Origin of the sequence: Microbacterium sp. JAI119 (assembly GCF_013410135.1) — a bacterium.
Classification (GTDB): domain Bacteria; phylum Actinomycetota; class Actinomycetes; order Actinomycetales; family Microbacteriaceae; genus Microbacterium; species Microbacterium oxydans.
The window spans coordinates 1,862,974-1,879,408 of sequence record NZ_JACCCK010000001.1 but is presented as its reverse complement, the minus strand read 5'-3'; the positions used below and the strand labels follow the sequence as shown (position 1 = coordinate 1,879,408).

General features: G+C 67.8%; 15 protein-coding genes and 1 tRNA gene. 3 read left to right on the top strand and 13 right to left on the bottom strand.

Features of this window, described 5'->3' with window-relative positions:
• Position 1 precedes the first annotated feature (1 nt).
• Genes HDC31_RS09065 through HDC31_RS09030 form a run of 8 tightly spaced genes read right to left on the bottom strand, consistent with a single transcriptional unit; the run spans position 2 to position 8,169 of the window.
• The gene (locus tag HDC31_RS09065) at positions 2-2,476 is read right to left on the bottom strand and encodes an RNA helicase (RefSeq protein ID WP_113681956.1); all 2,475 of its coding nucleotides are present in this window, start codon (positions 2,474-2,476) and stop codon (positions 2-4) included.
• Positions 2,473-3,231, bottom strand: a complete 759-nt coding sequence (tatC, locus tag HDC31_RS09060) for a twin-arginine translocase subunit TatC (protein ID WP_045265395.1) — start codon at positions 3,229-3,231, stop codon at positions 2,473-2,475. The genes HDC31_RS09065 and tatC overlap by 4 nt, the downstream gene beginning before the upstream one ends.
• Before the next feature lie 57 nt (positions 3,232-3,288).
• A complete protein-coding gene (gene tatA, locus HDC31_RS09055) occupies positions 3,289-3,522 on the bottom strand; it encodes a twin-arginine translocase TatA/TatE family subunit (RefSeq protein WP_113681955.1) in 234 nt (77 codons plus the stop codon).
• Between the two features lie 44 nt (positions 3,523-3,566).
• Positions 3,567-4,550, bottom strand: coding sequence for a YafY family protein (locus tag HDC31_RS09050; protein ID WP_113681954.1), 984 nt, complete (start codon positions 4,548-4,550; stop codon positions 3,567-3,569).
• Positions 4,547-5,539, bottom strand: a complete 993-nt coding sequence (locus HDC31_RS09045; protein ID WP_058631171.1) for a YafY family protein — start codon at positions 5,537-5,539, stop codon at positions 4,547-4,549. The genes HDC31_RS09050 and HDC31_RS09045 overlap by 4 nt, the downstream gene beginning before the upstream one ends.
• Positions 5,539-6,450, bottom strand: a complete 912-nt coding sequence (locus HDC31_RS09040) for a hypothetical protein (RefSeq protein WP_113681953.1) — start codon at positions 6,448-6,450, stop codon at positions 5,539-5,541. The genes HDC31_RS09045 and HDC31_RS09040 overlap by 1 nt, the downstream gene beginning before the upstream one ends.
• A gap of 10 nt (positions 6,451-6,460) precedes the next feature.
• Entirely contained in the window at positions 6,461-7,480 is a 1,020-nt protein-coding gene (locus tag HDC31_RS09035) for a tRNA (adenine-N1)-methyltransferase (RefSeq protein WP_058631169.1), read from the bottom strand.
• Positions 7,477-8,169: an HAD family phosphatase gene (locus HDC31_RS09030; RefSeq protein WP_371861856.1), complete on the bottom strand. Its 693-nt coding sequence runs from the start codon at positions 8,167-8,169 to the stop codon at positions 7,477-7,479. Before HDC31_RS09030 ends, HDC31_RS09035 begins: the two co-directional genes overlap by 4 nt.
• An 80-nt stretch (positions 8,170-8,249) precedes the next feature.
• Between HDC31_RS09030 and HDC31_RS09025 the strand changes: the two genes are divergently transcribed.
• Positions 8,250-9,098, top strand: coding sequence for a PAC2 family protein (locus tag HDC31_RS09025; protein ID WP_046747004.1), 849 nt, complete (start codon positions 8,250-8,252; stop codon positions 9,096-9,098).
• Between the two features lie 7 nt (positions 9,099-9,105).
• Here HDC31_RS09025 and HDC31_RS09020 read toward each other — a convergent pair whose 3' ends face one another.
• The gene (locus tag HDC31_RS09020; protein WP_017830635.1) at positions 9,106-9,930 is read right to left on the bottom strand and encodes an undecaprenyl-diphosphate phosphatase; all 825 of its coding nucleotides are present in this window, start codon (positions 9,928-9,930) and stop codon (positions 9,106-9,108) included.
• Between the two features lie 41 nt (positions 9,931-9,971).
• The gene (locus HDC31_RS09015) at positions 9,972-11,267 is read right to left on the bottom strand and encodes a M20/M25/M40 family metallo-hydrolase (protein WP_113681952.1); all 1,296 of its coding nucleotides are present in this window, start codon (positions 11,265-11,267) and stop codon (positions 9,972-9,974) included.
• A gap of 111 nt (positions 11,268-11,378) precedes the next feature.
• Here HDC31_RS09015 and HDC31_RS09010 point away from each other — a divergent pair.
• Positions 11,379-11,461, top strand: a tRNA-Leu gene (locus HDC31_RS09010).
• A 112-nt stretch (positions 11,462-11,573) separates the two neighbouring features.
• On the opposite strand, the gene HDC31_RS09005 is transcribed toward HDC31_RS09010, so the two are convergent.
• Together HDC31_RS09005 and HDC31_RS09000 are read right to left on the bottom strand one after the other, a co-directional pair.
• Positions 11,574-12,671 carry a VIT1/CCC1 family protein gene (locus tag HDC31_RS09005; RefSeq protein WP_058631167.1) on the bottom strand — a complete coding sequence of 366 codons (1,098 nt, stop codon included), beginning with the start codon at positions 12,669-12,671 and terminating at the stop codon, positions 11,574-11,576.
• 146 nt (positions 12,672-12,817) lie between these two features.
• Positions 12,818-14,560 (bottom strand): DEAD/DEAH box helicase, encoded by a 1,743-nt coding sequence (locus tag HDC31_RS09000; protein ID WP_058631214.1) that lies wholly within the window; start codon positions 14,558-14,560, stop codon positions 12,818-12,820.
• Between the two features lie 147 nt (positions 14,561-14,707).
• On the opposite strand from HDC31_RS09000, the gene HDC31_RS08995 reads away from it, so the two are divergent.
• Complete coding sequence (locus tag HDC31_RS08995; RefSeq protein WP_058631166.1) at positions 14,708-15,535, top strand: SGNH/GDSL hydrolase family protein; 828 nt, start codon at positions 14,708-14,710, stop codon at positions 15,533-15,535.
• Positions 15,536-15,538: 3 nt separating this feature from the next.
• Here the strand turns inward: HDC31_RS08995 and HDC31_RS08990 are convergent, their stop codons facing one another.
• On the bottom strand, positions 15,539-16,339 hold the full coding sequence (locus HDC31_RS08990) for an RNA methyltransferase (protein WP_061015224.1): 801 nt from the start codon (positions 16,337-16,339) through the stop codon (positions 15,539-15,541).
• Between the last annotated feature and the right edge of the window lie 96 nt (positions 16,340-16,435).

Below are 16,435 nucleotides of genomic sequence, written 5' to 3'. Positions count from 1 at the left end.
CTCACATCGACGAGTAGGCGACGATGCCGCGGCGCACGCCATCGAGCGCGGCCCGTGCCGTTCGTGCGAGTGCGGCATCTTCCGCGACGATGGAGAGCTGATCGAGCAGATCGATCGTTTGCTTGGCCCAGCGCACGAAGTCTCCCGCAGCCATGTCGGCGTCGATCAGGACGCGGTCGAGCATGCCGCCGCGGGCCCAGGAGTGCATCGCCCCGGCCAGCCCTGCCGCCAGCGGCTCACTCCCGGGCAGGTGGTGATCCTGCTCCAGATCGTCGAGCTCGGCCCAGAGCGTCGTCGTCTTCTCGTATGCGGCCCGGAAGGCGCCTCGGGGCAGACCCCGCTCCCCCGAATTCGCCTCGTCACGGCGAGGCTCATAGACGAGGCAGCACGCCATCGCCGCGAGTGAAGGAGCATCCAGCCCCGCCCACAGCCCCTGACGGAGCGACTCCGCGACGAGCAGATCCCGCTCGCCGTAGATGCGACGCATGGTGCGTCCCGCTTCGGTCAGCGCCGTCTCTCCGTCGACTTCGGTGAGGTAGTCGAGCGTCTCCAGTACCTCGACCACGCGGTCGAAAACGCGTGCGACCGTGCCGGTGCGCGTCTCGATCTGACGGCGGATCCGATCGGTCTGGCGCTTGAGCTTCCAATACCGCTCCGCCCACCGCGCGTGAGCTTCGCGATCCGGACAACGATGGCACGGGTGCCGCTGCATCTGCGTGCGCAACGACTGGATTCGCTTCATCCGCTTGTCGCGTGAAGCGCGAGGGGCGTTCGAGTCCTGCCGGTTCTTCTTCTCGAGGTCACTCAGTTCGCGCCGGATGGCCGCGTACTCGGGGTAATCCCCGTGCTCACAGGCCATCGCGCTCTGGTAGCCGGCCAACGACTCCTCGGCCTCGCGCACCTGGCGTGCGAGCCCGACGACGGCCCGATCTGCTTGGAACTGCGCGAACGACGATTCCAGGATCTGCCGCGCCCTGAGCTTGCCGAACATGTCGATCAGGTTCACGGCCATGTTGTAGGTCGGGCGGAAGCTGGAGTTCAACGGATACGTGCGCCGGGACGCGAGTGCGGCGACCGCCTGCGGATCCATGCCCTCGGTCCACTGCACGACGGCGTGGCCCTCGACGTCGATGCCGCGACGCCCTGCGCGACCGGTGAGCTGGGTGTACTCCCCCGACGTGATGGCGACGCGGGCTTCGCCGTTGAACTTCTCCATCTTCTCGAGGACGACGGTGCGCGCCGGCATGTTGATGCCGAGGGCGAGCGTCTCGGTGGCGAAGACCACCTTCACGAGCTTGCGCTGATAGAGCTCCTCGACGACCTCCTTGAAAGCGGGCAGCAAGCCCGCGTGGTGCGAGGCGATTCCGCGTTCGAGGTTGTCGAGCCATTCCCAGTAGCCGAGCACACCGAGGTCTTCGTCCTGGAGGGTCCGCGTGCGCTCCTCGACGATGGCGCGGATCTCCGCGCGCTCCTCGTTGGACGTGAGCCTGATACCGGAGCGGCGCACCTGCTGCACCGCGGCATCGCACCCCACGCGGCTGAAGATGAAGAAGATGGCAGGGAGCAGATTCGCGCGTTCGAGCAGACGGACGACGTCGGGCCGATCCATTCGCTCGATGCGGCGCGCGTTGGCAGCACGGACCGGACGTCGTCCCCCGCGCGGCGGACGCTTCGCCTGACGTCCGGCATGGCGGTCGCTGCGGTACGACTGCGCCTGCCGGTTGTTCTCGTATGTCGTGCCCGTCGCGGAGCGGATCCGCATGAGCTCCTGGTTGACCTGCGCGGTGGCCAGACCCGCCCGATCGTCGAACAGCGGCAGCAGGTCGTCACGGACGAGGACGTGCTGTTCGAGCGGCACGGGACGGATCTCGGAGACGATGACCTCGGTATCGCCGCGCACCGTGTCCAGCCAGTCGCCGAACTCCTCCGCGTTCGACACCGTCGCGCTCAACGACACCAGGCGGACGCGGGCGGGGAGGTGGATGATGACCTCTTCCCAGACCGCTCCACGGAATCGGTCAGCGAGGTAGTGCACCTCGTCCATGACCACGTAGCGCAGATCCCTCAGCGCCGCCGAGTCGGCGTAGATCATGTTGCGCAGGACCTCGGTCGTCATGACGACGATCCGCGCATTGCCGTTGATGTTGGTGTCGCCGGTGAGCAGGCCCACCTGATCGGCCCCGTAGACGTCGACCAGCTCGCGGAACTTCTGGTTCGACAGTGCCTTCATCGGCGTCGTGTAGAAGGCCTTGTCGCTCGATGTCTGCATCGCGAGATGGATCGCGAACTCGCCGACGATCGTCTTGCCTGCACCTGTCGGAGCAGCGACCAACACGCTTCGTCCACCCTCGAGTGCATGACAGCCGGCGACCTGGAACGGATCGAGATCGAACTTCTGCAGCGCCGCGAACGCCGTTGACTGCGGATGCTCACCCGCTTCCCGCGCGCGAGCGTACTTCTCCGAAGGCGAGCTCATGCCGGATCCGGCAGAAGCCCTGATGCCTCGTCACGCTTGCGCTTGCGCCGGTCGAAGATGAGCGAGAGACCGGCAGCGGCGAAGAACAGCACGATGAGGATGCCGGCCAGCATCAGCATGCTGACGACGTCTGCCGCGGGTGTCGCGAGCGCGGCGAAGACCGTCGCGATGATGATCGCGACGCGCCATCCCTTGAGGATCGCCCGTCCGGACATCACACCTGCGAGGTTGAGGGCGACGAGGAACACCGGGAGCACGAAGGAGATGCCGATCACGATCATCAGCTTGAAGATGAAGTCGTAATACTCCTGCGCCGAGTACAGGTTCGTCGCGCCTGCCGGGGTGAAGCTCCACATCAGCTCGATGATGTGCGGCATGATCATGACGCCGAGGTAGCAGCCGGCGAAGAACAGCGGAACGGCGGCGACCACGAAGCCGACGGTGTACCTGACCTCTTTGCGCGTGAGTCCGGGCATGATGAACGCCCAGATCTGCCACAGCCACACGGGTGCGGACAGGAAGATGCCGATCGAGAACGCGATGCGCATGCGCATGTCGAACGCGGCCGTGACGGTGCCGAAGTTGAGCGCGCTGAAATCGTCTCCGCGCTTCTCGGCGATGATGCGGACCGGTTCGGTGATGAAGTTGATGATCGGATCGGCGATGAGGAAGGCGATCACCATTCCGACGAGCAGGGCGAGCGCAGCGAACATGAGGCGCTTGCGCAGTTCGACGAGATGCGCGCCGAGCGACATCCGTCGATCCCGATCCGCCTTCGGCATCACGGTCGGTTCGATGGCTGCCACGGCCGGTCAGGCGCGGGGCGGGGTCTCAGGGTCGATGCCCGAGTCCTTCACCGTGGTCGGCTCGGCGGCTGCGGAGTCGGTGCGAGCGGCGTCGTCCTTCATGGCCTTCATCTCGCCCTTGAACACGCGAGCCGACTGGCCCATGCTCTTCGCGAGAGCCGGCAACTTGGCCGCACCGAACAGGAGGAGGATCACGGCGAGCACAATCAGCAGGTGCCAGCCTTGCATTCCAGCGAACATGTCAGGTTTCCCGTCGTCGGTGAGCGTTCGATCCAGTCTACAGATCAAACCTCTGCTTCGGGCTGGTGATAGAGCGCGAGTCCCGCAGCAGCCCACTCCCTCGTCGCCGTACGGCCCAGCGCGGGCTCCAGCACCTCCATCGCCCCGCCGAAGCGCGCAGCGAGCCGCTTGATACCCCGCGGGTCCGCGAGGTGCAGCTGCGCTGTGACCGTACCGTCCACCGCGTCGGTGGTTCCGGTGGGCACGAATCCGTCGAGCAGAGGAGCCAGCCTCTCCGGCACCCGCACCGTGACGGTCCGTTCCTCCTCGAGCCCTGCGAAGGCTTCGGGGACGTGATCTCCCTGATGCGTGATCGGGATGTCGGTGAGCGCCGGCGCGCTGACCCGGTCGAGGTGGAAAGTGCGCATGGCCTTGCGCAGATGGCACCACCCCTGGAGGTACCACTGACCGTTGGTGATGAGGATCTGCATCGGATCCACGGTGCGAGTGGTCGGCGCGGCGTCGGGAGCCTGATACGTGAACGCGATCGCGACGCCCTCATGCAGTCCGCGGGCCACCGCCTCGCGCACCTCGTCGACGGCACTGGGGGCGACGACGACATCGGCGGGCGCGTCCGCCGCGCCACGGGACAGCTTGGAGATCAGTCCGGCGACGAGACCCGAGTCCGAGACGGCCGGGACCGCCGCGACCATCTGGAGCCCTGCGAGCAGCGCCGCAGCCTCGCGAGCGGTGAAGCGCGGGACGCGGCGTAGAGCCACATCGTTCGTGATCTCGATCACGTCTTCCAGATCGAGGAGGTCCCAGTTGATGTCGAACATCTCCTGCGGCTGCTGCCAGTACCCCGCTTCTCCGGGGAGACCGATCACGGTGAGCTTCTCCACCATCCCGCGCATCTCCTGCGGCGTGACGGCGAACTCCGCGGCCGCCTCCTCGAGAGAGACCTGTCCGTGCTCCAGGAGATAGGGAACCAGTGTGAGATACAGGCGCACGCGATCGGCGGCGAGCAGGGGCTTCGAGCTCGCGCTCACTTCGTCTCCTCCGCTCCGGAGTGGGCGTTCACGACGGCACGCAGCCGCGAGATCACGGCTTCCCGCAAGGGTGCCGGGTCGACCACTCGTACTTCCGGTCCGTACGAGGCGAGCTCGTCGGCGAGGATGTGCAGGTCGACGAAGGGCACGTTGATGCCCTGCGTGGCCGGCGAGGCGCGTCGTCCCAGCCGCAACGCCGCCTCCGTGCCGGGGGTGACCTCCAGAAGGGCCGAGTTCTCGGCGGCGACGCGCTCCAGCCCGGCGAGTGCGCGATCTCCTGCGCCGTCGCGCAGCACCGGATCGAAGCTCTGGGGAGTCATGCGTACGTCCCCGACGATCCGGCTGAGCAGGAAGGTGCGGTCCTCCTCCACATCGACGTCGATGCCGTAGACATGCCACCGTGCCTCGTAGTCGACCAGAGCCAGCGGCCGGATACGGCGGCGGCGCGGCGCATCCTCTCCGGGCTTCAAGTACTCGAACGTGACCACCCTGCACCGCTCGATCGCATCCTGCAGAGGCGAGAACGCCGCATCGCGCGCGGTGATGCGCGGCGCGAACCCGATGATCGGCTCGTCGCCGTCGATGCCGAGGGCGCGAATCTTGCGGACGCCGGACTGCGCGTCCCCGGAGACCGATTCGGAGCTCCAGACGCTTCCTGCGAGCTGTAGCACCGCGAGCTCGGCCGGCGAGAACTCGATGTCGCTGGGGAGGTCGTACTCCGCCTGCGGGATGCGATAGCGCGCCTCGCGGAGATCGTTCGGATCCGCGGCGTCCCCGATGGTCTCGATGGGCACGCCGAGTGAGCGCAACTCGTCCTTGTCGCGCTCGAACATCTTCTCGAGCGCATCCGACCGGGTACCGGCCTCGGCGCGCTGCCGGTAGCCGGAGACGTTGTCGAGGATCTGCTGCTTGGTCAACCCGATCTCCGTGGCCATCAGCGCCACGACGAGATTCGTCAGACGCTCCTCCGCGGGGATCCGGGCTGCCATCACGGCGTGGGCGCCGTCACTGCGCCCAGGATGTCGACGACGACCGCAGTGGCCGGAGCGTTCTCGGCGGCGGGGAAGACGACGAGGAGCTGGGATCCGACCGTGGCTCCGACGAGCTGTTCGGCAGCCACGCTGACGCTGGCATCGGCACCCCAGGAGCTCGTGGTGACCTTCTTGTCGTCCCAACCGACGCCCATGATGTTGGTGACGACGATGTCGTCCTTCTTCACCTTCGGACCGTCGCCCTTGATCAGCGTCTGCGTGGTGATCTCCTTGGGGGCGGGAACGTCGGGGATGATGACGCCCGGCGTGCCGTCGGGAGCGCGCACCACGGTGGGGAGTCCTCGCGCGTCATTGAACTGCAACGCGCCGGATGCCTTCGCCGGCATCACATCGAGCACGTCGATGACCGCCACGATGTTCTCCCCCTTTTCGAGTCCGAACGCCTGGACGTTCTGCTCGCCGAAGTCCTCCGGGGTGAGCACGGCGAGGACGCGACTGCCCTCGGTCGCGCACTCCAGCACATCGGACAGACCGGCAGAGCGCTGCGCCCAGTAGTCGATGCTGTGCACGCGGCTCTGGTCGCCGTTGAACTCGGACTGGTAGAGCTTCTCGCCGCTGTCGCCGCCGTAGAAGGCGATATCGAGCACCACGGGCTGGAACTTCGAGCCCAGCGGGAGGCCATCGCCGACCGTCACATCGGCGAAGGCCGTCTTGTCGGACTTGACGGGCCCGAAGACCTCGACGTCGGGCAGCGAACCGAGGTCACCGCTCACGTCGGCGACGTTCAGGATCTTGTCGTCACCACCGCGATCACAGGCGGCGACACCGTCGGATGCGGTCGCGGTGCAGCCCGTCAGGGCGAGGACGGCGAGGCTGAGGGAGGCCAGAACGGCGGACGTTTTACGCACGCGCTCCAGTCTATTCCGTCGCGTGCCCGGAATCGCGCGATGCGGCGGCAAGGCGCGCCCCTTCCGCAGCCTTCTCCGCCTCCCGTGCGCGCTTGCGGAGATTCTTGTCGCTGATCTCGCGGTCGCCCACGGCACCGGGGGTCCACGCCTCCACGTCCTCGTCGCCATAGCTGCTCTTGGATGCCCGTCGCTTCACGGAGGGGGCGACCGCACCCGGCGCGAGCCTGCGCGCGGTGAGCAGGAAGCCGGTGTGCGCGACCATGCGGTGATCAGGCCGCACGGCGAGGCCCTCCACATGCCAGCCGCGAACCATCGTCTCGGAGGCATCGGGTTCGGTGAAGAGACCCGTGGCGCGGATGTACTCTGCCACACGGGAGAGCTGAGTGGCTGTCGCCACGTAGCAGAGCACGACGCCACCGGGGGTCAGCGCATCGGCGACGGCGTCCATGCACTCCCACGGAGCGAGCATGTCGAGCACCACCCGATCGACGGAGGCCGGCGTCACCTCGCGGGGAAGGGACTCCACGAGATCGCCGACCACGACGCGCCAGGTGTCAGGGCGCTCCCCGAAGAACGTCTCCACGTTGCCGCGGGCGACATCGGCGAAGTCCTCGCGGCGTTCGAAGGAGATCAGCGTTCCCGCCGGTCCCACGGCTCGCAGGAGGGAAAGGGAGAGAGCGCCGGAGCCGACACCCGCCTCGACCACGACCGAGCCGGGGAAGATGTCGGCCTGCATCACGATCTGCGCCGCGTCCTTCGGGTACACGATCGCCGCTCCGCGCGGCATCGACATCGCGAAATCGCGCAGCAACGGACGCAGCGCCAGGTAGTCGTGCCCCGAGCTGTTCGCCACGACGGAGCCGTCGGGAAGTCCGATGAGGTCGCGGTGGCGGAGCACGCCCTGATGCGTGTGCAGTTCGCCGTCCTCGCGGAGCGTCACGGTGTGCAGGCGCCCCTTGGGGCCGGTGAGCTGCACGCGGTCGCCGGCGCGGAAGGGGCCACTCGGCCGGTTCGGGCTGGCTTCGGTCATCGGGCGGCTCCTGTCGCGGTTGCGCGGCTGTCGTAGAGATCGGTCAGGTCCACCGCGCCTCGGCCGTCCAGCGTGTCCCACAGCTCGTGAGCGCCGAGGTGGTCGAGAGGCACGATGTGCGGGACTGCGAGGGTGAGCGCGCCCGAGGCGAGGCCCGCTCGCACCCCGGTCGGCGAGTCCTCGATGACGATCACCTCGGCGATGTCGACGTCCAGAAGAGCCGCTGCCTGCAGGTAAGGCTCGGGATGCGGCTTGGGGTTGTCCACGTCGTCGCCCGCGACCACGATGTCGAACGCGTCGAACTCGATCAGGTCGACCACGTTGAGGGCCATGCGGCGCAACGACATCGTCACCAGCCCTGTCGGGATCCCCGCGTCGCGGAGGTCGCGGAGCAGCTCGCGCGCACCGGGGCGGAACGGGACGCCCTGGGTGCGCAGCGACTCCTGCACGACGTCGGTGAGATGCGAGACGATCGCCTCGGCTTCCATGGCGACTCCGGCGTTCTGTAGGATGACCGCGCTGTCGATCAGGCCGCTTCCCACGAGCTGAAGTGCATCCTCATGGGTCCAGGAGCCTCCGAACGACTGGACGAGCGCCGTCTCGGCCGCCATCCAATACGGTTCGGTGTCGACGAGTGTTCCATCCATGTCCCACAGGACCGCGCTGGGCTTTCTGCTCACTGAACCCATGCTAGCCGTGGTGCCGCCCGCATCCCGCCTCCGCGGACTAGCCTGGAAGGATCACGACCGCCATCTCGAAGGGAGCCTCGATGGATGTTCTCGGTCCGCGCATCGTCATCGCCGCCTTCGACGGCTGGAACGATGCGGGTGAAGCAGCGAGCGGCGCCATCGAGGCACTGCGGAGATCCTCGGAGTACGACCTCGTGCATTCCGTCGACCCCGAGCTGTACTTCGACTACCAGTACACGCGCCCATCGACACGCATGGACGCCGAGGGACGACGCCAGCTGACCTGGCCGGAAGCAGGACTGTGGCGGCCGCGCGATCCCGGGCCCGGTCCCGAGATCTGGCTGCTCACCGGCGCCGAGCCCGCGCGCACGTGGCAGGCGTTCGCCTCCGAGTTCATCGACGTCGCGTTGCGTGACGACATCACCGGGCTGGTGACCCTCGGTGCGATGCTCTCCGACGTGCCGCACACCCGACCGATATCGATCTTCGCCTCCAGCCAGAACGAGCAGGTGCGCGAGGCGCACGCCCTGGAACGATCGATGTACGAGGGCCCGGTGGGAATCCTCACGGTGTTCGAGCACTTCGCCGAGAATGCGGGAATCCCCACAGCGAGCCTGTGGGCGAGTGTGCCGCACTACGTCGCTTCGGCGACTCCCTCGCCGAAGGTGACCCTCGCGCTGCTGGACCGGCTCGAGGAACTCACCGGCGTGGATGTCGACCGTCAGGCGCTGCGGACGGAGGCTGCCGCGTGGGAGGCGTCCATCGACGCCGCCGCTTCCGAGGATGAGGACATGGCGGAGTACATCCGCCAGCTCGAGCGCACGCGCGACACGTGGGACTCCCCCGAAGCGTCGGGAGACGCGATCGCGCAGGCCTTCGAGCGCTACCTCCGTCGACGGGACGACGGTCCGGGAGACCGCAAGCGCTGATTCGCGCTCAGGCTGCGATCACGCCGGTGCCGAGCAGTACGAGCAGCACGGTTCCGAGCAGGATGCGGTAGATCACGAACGGCAGGAAGCTGCGCTTCGAGATCCAGTTCATGAAGAACGCGATCACGCCGAGAGCGACGACGAACGCGATGCCGGTCGCGGCGAGGGTGTCGCCGAAGGAGAAGAACGAGGGCTCGTCCCAGCTCTTGAAGACCTGGTAGAAGCCGCTGCCGAACACCGCAGGGATCGCCAGCAGGAACGCATAACGCGCAGCCGCGGCGCGCTCGTAGCCCAGGAACAGGCCCATGGTGATGGTTCCGCCCGAACGGGAGACGCCGGGAATCAGGGCCAGCGCCTGCGCGAAACCGAATGCGATGCCGTGCGGGTAGGTCAGGTCGTCGAGCTTGCGGCGCTTCGCCCCCACGTAATCGGCCACACCGAGCAGGATTCCGAAGACGATCAGCATGACCGCGACGATCCACATCGAGCGCAAGACGGTCTCGATCTGATCCTGGAAGAGCAGCCCGAGCACCACGATCGGGATGCTGCCGATGATGATCAACCAGCCCATCCTCGCGTCCGGATCGTTGCGAGGCGCTTTCCCCACGAGGGAGCGGAACCACTGGGTCACGATGCGTACGATGTCTCGCCAGAAGAACACGACGACTGCGGCCTCGGTGCCGATCTGGGTGATCGCGGTGAACGCCGCGCCCGGGTCCTCACCGGAGGGGAGGAACGTCCCGAGGATGCGCAGGTGTGCGCTGGAGGAGATCGGGAGGAACTCGGTGAGTCCCTGGACGACGCCGAGGATCAGTGCTTCGAGCAGGTGCATGGAGGGCTTTCAGGTCGGAGGAGGCACGGAGCGCGCGGCGCTCAGTACGTGCGCAGCAGATCGGTCAGCACCCGCTGGCCGAAGACAAGCGATTCTACGGGTACTCGCTCGTCGACTCCGTGGAACATGCCTGTGAAGTCGAGGTCGGCCGGGAGCCTGAGAGGTGCGAAGCCGTAGCCCGTGATCCCGAGGTACGCCAACGCCTTGTTGTCGGTACCGGCACCGAGCAGATACGGGATCACCGGAACCCCGGGGTCATGACGACCGATGCTGGCGACCATCGCCTCGACGAGATCCCCTTCGAAGGGCGTCTCCATACCGATGTCACGGACGACCGTCTCGATGACGATCTCGTCTCCGACGATCTGCTGGAGCTCGGCCAGGACCTCGCCCTCGGTGCCGGGGATCACTCGCACGTCGATGAGCGCCTCCGCCCGCTCCGGGATGACGTTGTGCTTGTACCCCGCGGTCAGCGCCGTCGGGTTCGTGGTGGTGCGGAACGAGGAGCGGAGGAAGGCCTCGGCCGGCCCTGCGGCTGCGGCGAGAGCGTCAGGGTCGTCCGCGCTGCGACCTGACAGCGTGCTCAGCCCCTCGAGCAGCGCTCTGGTGGTCGGAGTCAGGCGGATCGGCCACCGGGTGCGTCCGATCGCCGCGACGGCCTCAGCGAGCTTCGTGACCGCGTTGTCGTCGTGCAGGCGGCTGCCGTGTCCCGCTCGCCCCTTCGCCACCAAACGGATCCAGATCAGGGCCTTCTCCCCCACCTGCAGCAGATAGGCGCGGCGGTCGTCGACCGTGATCGAGTAGCCGCCGACCTCGCTGATCGCGGCCGCGGCACCCTCGAACCATTCCGGGCGGTTCTGCACGACGAGCGCCGACCCCTCGACCCCGCCGTTCTCTTCGTCGGCGAAGAACGCGAGAACGAGGTCGCGCTCCGGCTGCTCACCCGCACGCAGGATCTCGGCGACCGAGGTGAGGATCATCGCGTTCATGTTCTTCATGTCCACGGCCCCACGGCCCCAGAGCATCCCGTCCTGCACCAATCCGGCGAACGGGTCGACGCTCCAATCCTCGGCCATGGCCGGGACCACATCGAGGTGCCCGTGCACGACGAGTGCGGGCTTTTCCCTGTCGCGTCCCGCCACTCGTGCCATGACGTTCGTGCGGCGCGGGATCGGCTCGTAGTACTCGACCTCGAGTCCGAGCCCCTCCAGGTAGGCCCCGACATACTCCGCGGCTTCCCGCTCGCCCTTCGCGTTGCCACCGCCGAAGTTGGAGGTGTCGAAGCGGATCAGGTCGCTCGCGATGCGCACGACCTCCGGGAGGGACGGTTCAGTCATGGGTCCAGGCTATCGAAACGTCGCGCCACGCCCGGGCGTGCGCCTCGGTTCGAGAGGCCGCGGAGGACATGGTAATGTTATTCTTCGGTCGGCAACGATCATCCAAAACCTGCGCGGGTGGCGGAATGGTAGACGCGCTACGTTGAGGTCGTAGTGCCCGTAAGGGCGTGGGGGTTCAAGTCCCCCTCCGCGCACAGGAAGAAGAAGGCCCCGGATCCCAGGATCCGGGGCCTTCTTCGCGTTCCGCGATGCGGTTCGTCTTCCGCGATCCGGCGGGGACGCAGCGCCCGCCGGATCGCGGATCGTTCAGGCCGCGCCGACGCCGAACAGCACACCGAGCGCGTAGGTGATCGCGGCAGCCCCGAACCCGATGGCGAGCTGGCGGAGTGCTCGACGAAGGGGCGGGCCCCCGGACAGCACTCCCACCATCGCGCCTGTGCTCAGGAGGGCGATGCCGACGAGCACGAGGGCGACGATGATCGCCGTGGTGCCCTGAAGCCCGAAGATCCACGGGAGCACGGGGATGATCGCCCCGGAGGCGAACAGGAGGAAGCTGGAGATGGCCGCCGTCCAGTCGCTGCCGACGATCTCGTGATCATCGCCGCGCTGGATGTCCACGGGACCGGTCGCCGCCTGACGCACGCCGGCCTGCGCCGCCTTCACGATGCGGCGTGCCCGCGCGAGGGATTCCTCCTGCTCCATGCCGCGGGCACGGTAGACGAGAGCCAGCTCGTTCTCGTCGATGTCGAGATCTCCCGCTGATGCGTGTGCGTCCTCGTTGGCCTCCGTCGCCGCGAGCAGTTCGCGCTGGGAACGTACCGAGACGAACTCGCCTGCTCCCATCGACAGTGCGCCGGCCAGGAGACCGGCGATCCCGCTGAAAAGCACGAAGCCGGAGCTCACGCCCGTCGCGCCGATCCCGAGCACCAGCGCGAGGTTGCTCACCAGGCCGTCGTTGGCGCCGAACACGGCCGCGCGGAACGAACCGGACAACCGCCTGCGACCACGCGCAGCGAGTCCGCGCACGACCTCGTAGTGCACCTTCTCGTCTGCCCTCATGGCCGGAGTGGCGTACTGCTCCGAATCGTAGGGCGACCGTGCCTCAGCGCTCTGTGCGAGGGCGAGCACGAAGATCGATCCGAAACGACCGGCCATCCATCCGAGTAGGCGCGAGCGGACCCCGGCGCGGGGCAGACGCCGCGGTTCCTCACCGAGGAGATCGAGCCAATGCTGCTCATGGCGACGTTCCGCATCGGCGAGGCTCAGCAGGATGTCGCGCTCTTCGCCTTCTCGGCGTGCAGCGAGCTTCTGATAGACGGCGCCCTCGGCGCGCTCCTCGACCAGGTAGCGCGCCCAGCGCCGACGATCGGCGGGGGTCGGGGTGGCGGCAGCGGGGGCTGTCATGGATCCTCCAGAGATGGCGGCGCCCTATGCGTGGGCAACCGTTCAACGCTATCCGCGGATGCTCAGCACGACCTCACCCAGGCGCGGATTGACAGCATTTCGGGGATCCGAAGCGCCGTCCCTGCACGGACGGGGCGCAGATCATGTCAGGACCGCACGCGCTTCCGAAGAACCTCGATGCGGGATTGCAGCTGCGTCACGGTGGCCTGCGCGACTGCCGGTCCTCCGCAGATGCGGCGGAGCTCGGCATGCACCGCGCCGTGCGGCTCACCCTTCTGGCGCGCGTAGAGGCCGACGAGGCTGTTCAGCAGCTGCCTCTGCTCCTTGAGGGTGCGGTGCAGGGGCGGGGGAAGCGTCGTCGACTCGTCGGGCGGTGTGGAGGCCTCACGTGCCTCCCGCAGGCGTGACTGGCGGGACTGACGCTGCATGAGGAGCTCATGCACGTGCTCCGGCTCGAGGAGACCGGGGAAGCCGATGAACTCCTCCTCCTCCGGGGTCCCCGGTTCGGCCAGCTGACCGAACTCCTGTCCTTCGAAGACCACGCGGTCGAAGTGGGCGACGGACGAGAGCGCCTGGTAGCTGAACTCCTGCGTCAGCGCGTCCGAGGTCTCCTCCTCACGGTTCGCACTCTCGAGCAGCGAATCCTCCAGGCCATCGTCTTCCTTCGACTGCCGGTCGAGCGCATGGTCGCGCTGTTTGTCCATCTCGTTCGCAAGCCCCATGAGCACGGGGACCTGCGGAAGGAACACGCTCGCGGCCTCGCCACGACGCCGGGCTCGCACGAACCGGCCGATGGCCTGAGCGAAGAACAGCGGAGTCGAGGACGACGTCGCATAGACCCCCACGGCGAGACGCGGCACGTCGACGCCCTCCGACACCATGCGCACGGCCACCATCCAGCGAGAGTCGTTGGCGCTGAACTTCTCGATCCGCTCCGACGCCGTCGCATCATCCGAGAGCACGACCGTGGCCTGCTGGCCCGTGATGCTGTGCAAGATCTTCGCATACGCGCGCGCGACCGTCTGGTCCGTCGCCAGTACGAGACCGCCGGCATCGGGGACGTGGTGGCGGATCTCCGTGAGCCGTCTGTCCGCGGCCGACAGGACGGCCGGCATCCACTCGCCCTCGGGATCGAGCGCCGTGCGCCACGCCTGCGACGTCACGTCCTTGGTGTTGTCCTGGCCCAAGTGCGTCTCGAGCTCGTCGCCGGTGGTGGTGCGCCAGCGCATCTTGCCGGCGTACATGTGGAAGAGCACGGGCCGGACGACGCCGTCGGCCAGTGCCCGGCCGTAGCCGTAGTTGTAGTCGGTGCGCGAGATGCGGGCGCCGGACTCATCGGGGTGGTACTCCACGAACGGGATGGGCGCCGTGTCGCTGCGGAACGGCGTGCCGGACAGCAGCAGGCGCCTCTTCGCCGGCCCGTACGCGTCTCGGATGGCGTCGCCCCAGCTCAGCGCATCGCCGCCGTGGTGAACCTCGTCGAGGATCACCAGGGTCTTGGCGTCCTCCGTGAGATGCCGGTGCACCGAGGATTTCGCGGCGACCTGCGCGTACGTCACGACAGCGCCGTGATAGTGCCGAGCCGGTGCCCAGTCGCTGTTGCGGAAGCGCGGGTCGAGGCGGATGTGCACGCGTGCCGCGGCGTCCGCCCACTGGGTCTTGAGATGCTCGGTCGGTGCGACCACGATGATGCGGTTGACCTCGCCCATGCGCATGAGCTCGACGGCGAGGGTGAGTGCGAACGTGGTCTTGCCTGCGCCGGGTGTGGCGGCGACGAGGAAGTCGCGCTGATCCGCCGCGAAGTACTGTTCGAGGGCCTCCTGCTGCCAGGCACGCAGCTTGTTCGCGGTTCCCCATGGGGCACGCTGAGGAAAGGACGGAGAGAGCATCGAGTCCACGATAATCGCTGCCGGGGACACCGGATCACTCCCCGCGATTCCCGCGCGTGCCCTGCCCCGCACCGAGCCCTGCGGGTAGGCTCGGTCACTGCGTCGTGGTCACCGCCGCGTCGCTGATCGTTCGCGAAGGAGAGCTGGATGACCGACCAGGATTCGACTCGGACCCCTTACATCCCGAACGAGACCGCGCACCCGTGGCGCCGATTCGTCGCGGTCGGCGACTCGTTCACCGAGGGCATCGGCGACCCCGATCCGGCGCATCCTGGGAGCCACCGCGGGTGGGCGGACCGCGTCGCCGAGGTGCTCGCCGCGCAGGTCGACGACTTCGCCTACGCGAACCTCGCCGTCCGCGGCAAGCTGATCGCCCAGATCGTCGCCGACCAGATCGAGCCGGCCGTCGCGCTGCGCCCCGATCTGGTCTCCATCTGTGCGGGCGGCAACGATGTGATCCGGCCCGGCACCGACCCGGATGCGATCGCGAGCCAGCTCGACGACGCCGTCGCCCGGCTGTCCTCCACCGGCGCCGCCGTGCTGTTGTTCACGGGCATCGACACCGCCTTCACGCCGGTCTTCCGCGCCTTCCGCGGAAAGGTCGCGATCTACAACGAGAACGTCCGCACCATCGCCGAGCGATACGACTGCATCGTGGCCGACCAGTGGGCGCTCAAGGTCGTGCAGGACATGCGCTTCTTCGACGATGACCGACTGCACTACAACGCGCTCGGCCATCACGAGGTGGCCCGCATGGCGTTGCGTGCCCTGAACGTGCCGAACGATCTCGAGGCCATGCAGCCCGAGCCGTTCCCGCTGCGCACCTGGCGAGAGGCACGCTCGGAAGACCTGGGCTGGGCCAGGGAGCACCTGGTTCCGTGGGTGCTCAGAAGGCTCCGTCACCAGTCATCTGGCGACAACCTCGCTGCGAAGCGTCCGGAGCCCTCCCCCGTCGTCCTTCCCGGGAGGGACTGAGCGTCAGGCCTTCATCGCCCAGAGTGCGACCGCTGCCGCTGATGCCACGTTGAGGGAGTCGACCCCACCGGACATCGGGATCGTGACGACGGTGTCCGCTCCGTCCATGGCCTCGCGCGAGAGTCCGTCGCCTTCCGACCCCATGACCAGCGCGACCCGCGCCGGACGTGCGGCCGCATACGCGTCGAGCGTCACCGCGTCGTCGCGCAGCGCCAGCGCGGCGATGTCGAAGCCGTCGGTGTGGAGATCCGCGATCGCGGACTCCCAGTCCGTGATACGCGTCCACGGCACCTGGAAGACGGTGCCCATGCTGACTCGGACGCTGCGCCGGTACAGCGGATCGGCCCCGCCCGGAGAAACCAGCACCGCGTCGGCGCCGAGACCTGCTGCAGCACGGAAGGCTGCTCCGACGTTGGTGTGATCCCCGATGTTCTCCAGGATCAGCACGAGGGAGGCGCCGTCGATCACCTCGCGGACGGAGGGCAGCTCTGGTCGGTGCATGGAGGCGATGGTGCCGCGGTGCACCGCGAAACCCGTCACCGCCTCCGCCACCTCGTCCGGAACGACGTACACCGGCACGTCGAGGTCACCGACGATGGCACGGATGTCGTCCACCCTGCGCTCCTGCACCAGGACGGAGCGGGGACGGTGACCGGAGGCGACCGCGCGCGCGATCACCTTCGTCGATTCCGCGATGTAGAGACCACCGGACGGCTCCGACAGTGCTCGTAGGGCGGTATCGGTGAGGCCGCGGTAGTCGTCGAGACGTCGGTCGGCGGCGTCGGTCACAGGCAGGAGATCCACGATGTCCACTCTGCCGCCGTCAGGACACGGCGCAGCACCGGTCGCTGGGGCGTCGGCGGCTCTCGTGGAGGCCCTGGTCGGCCTCGGCACCGTAGA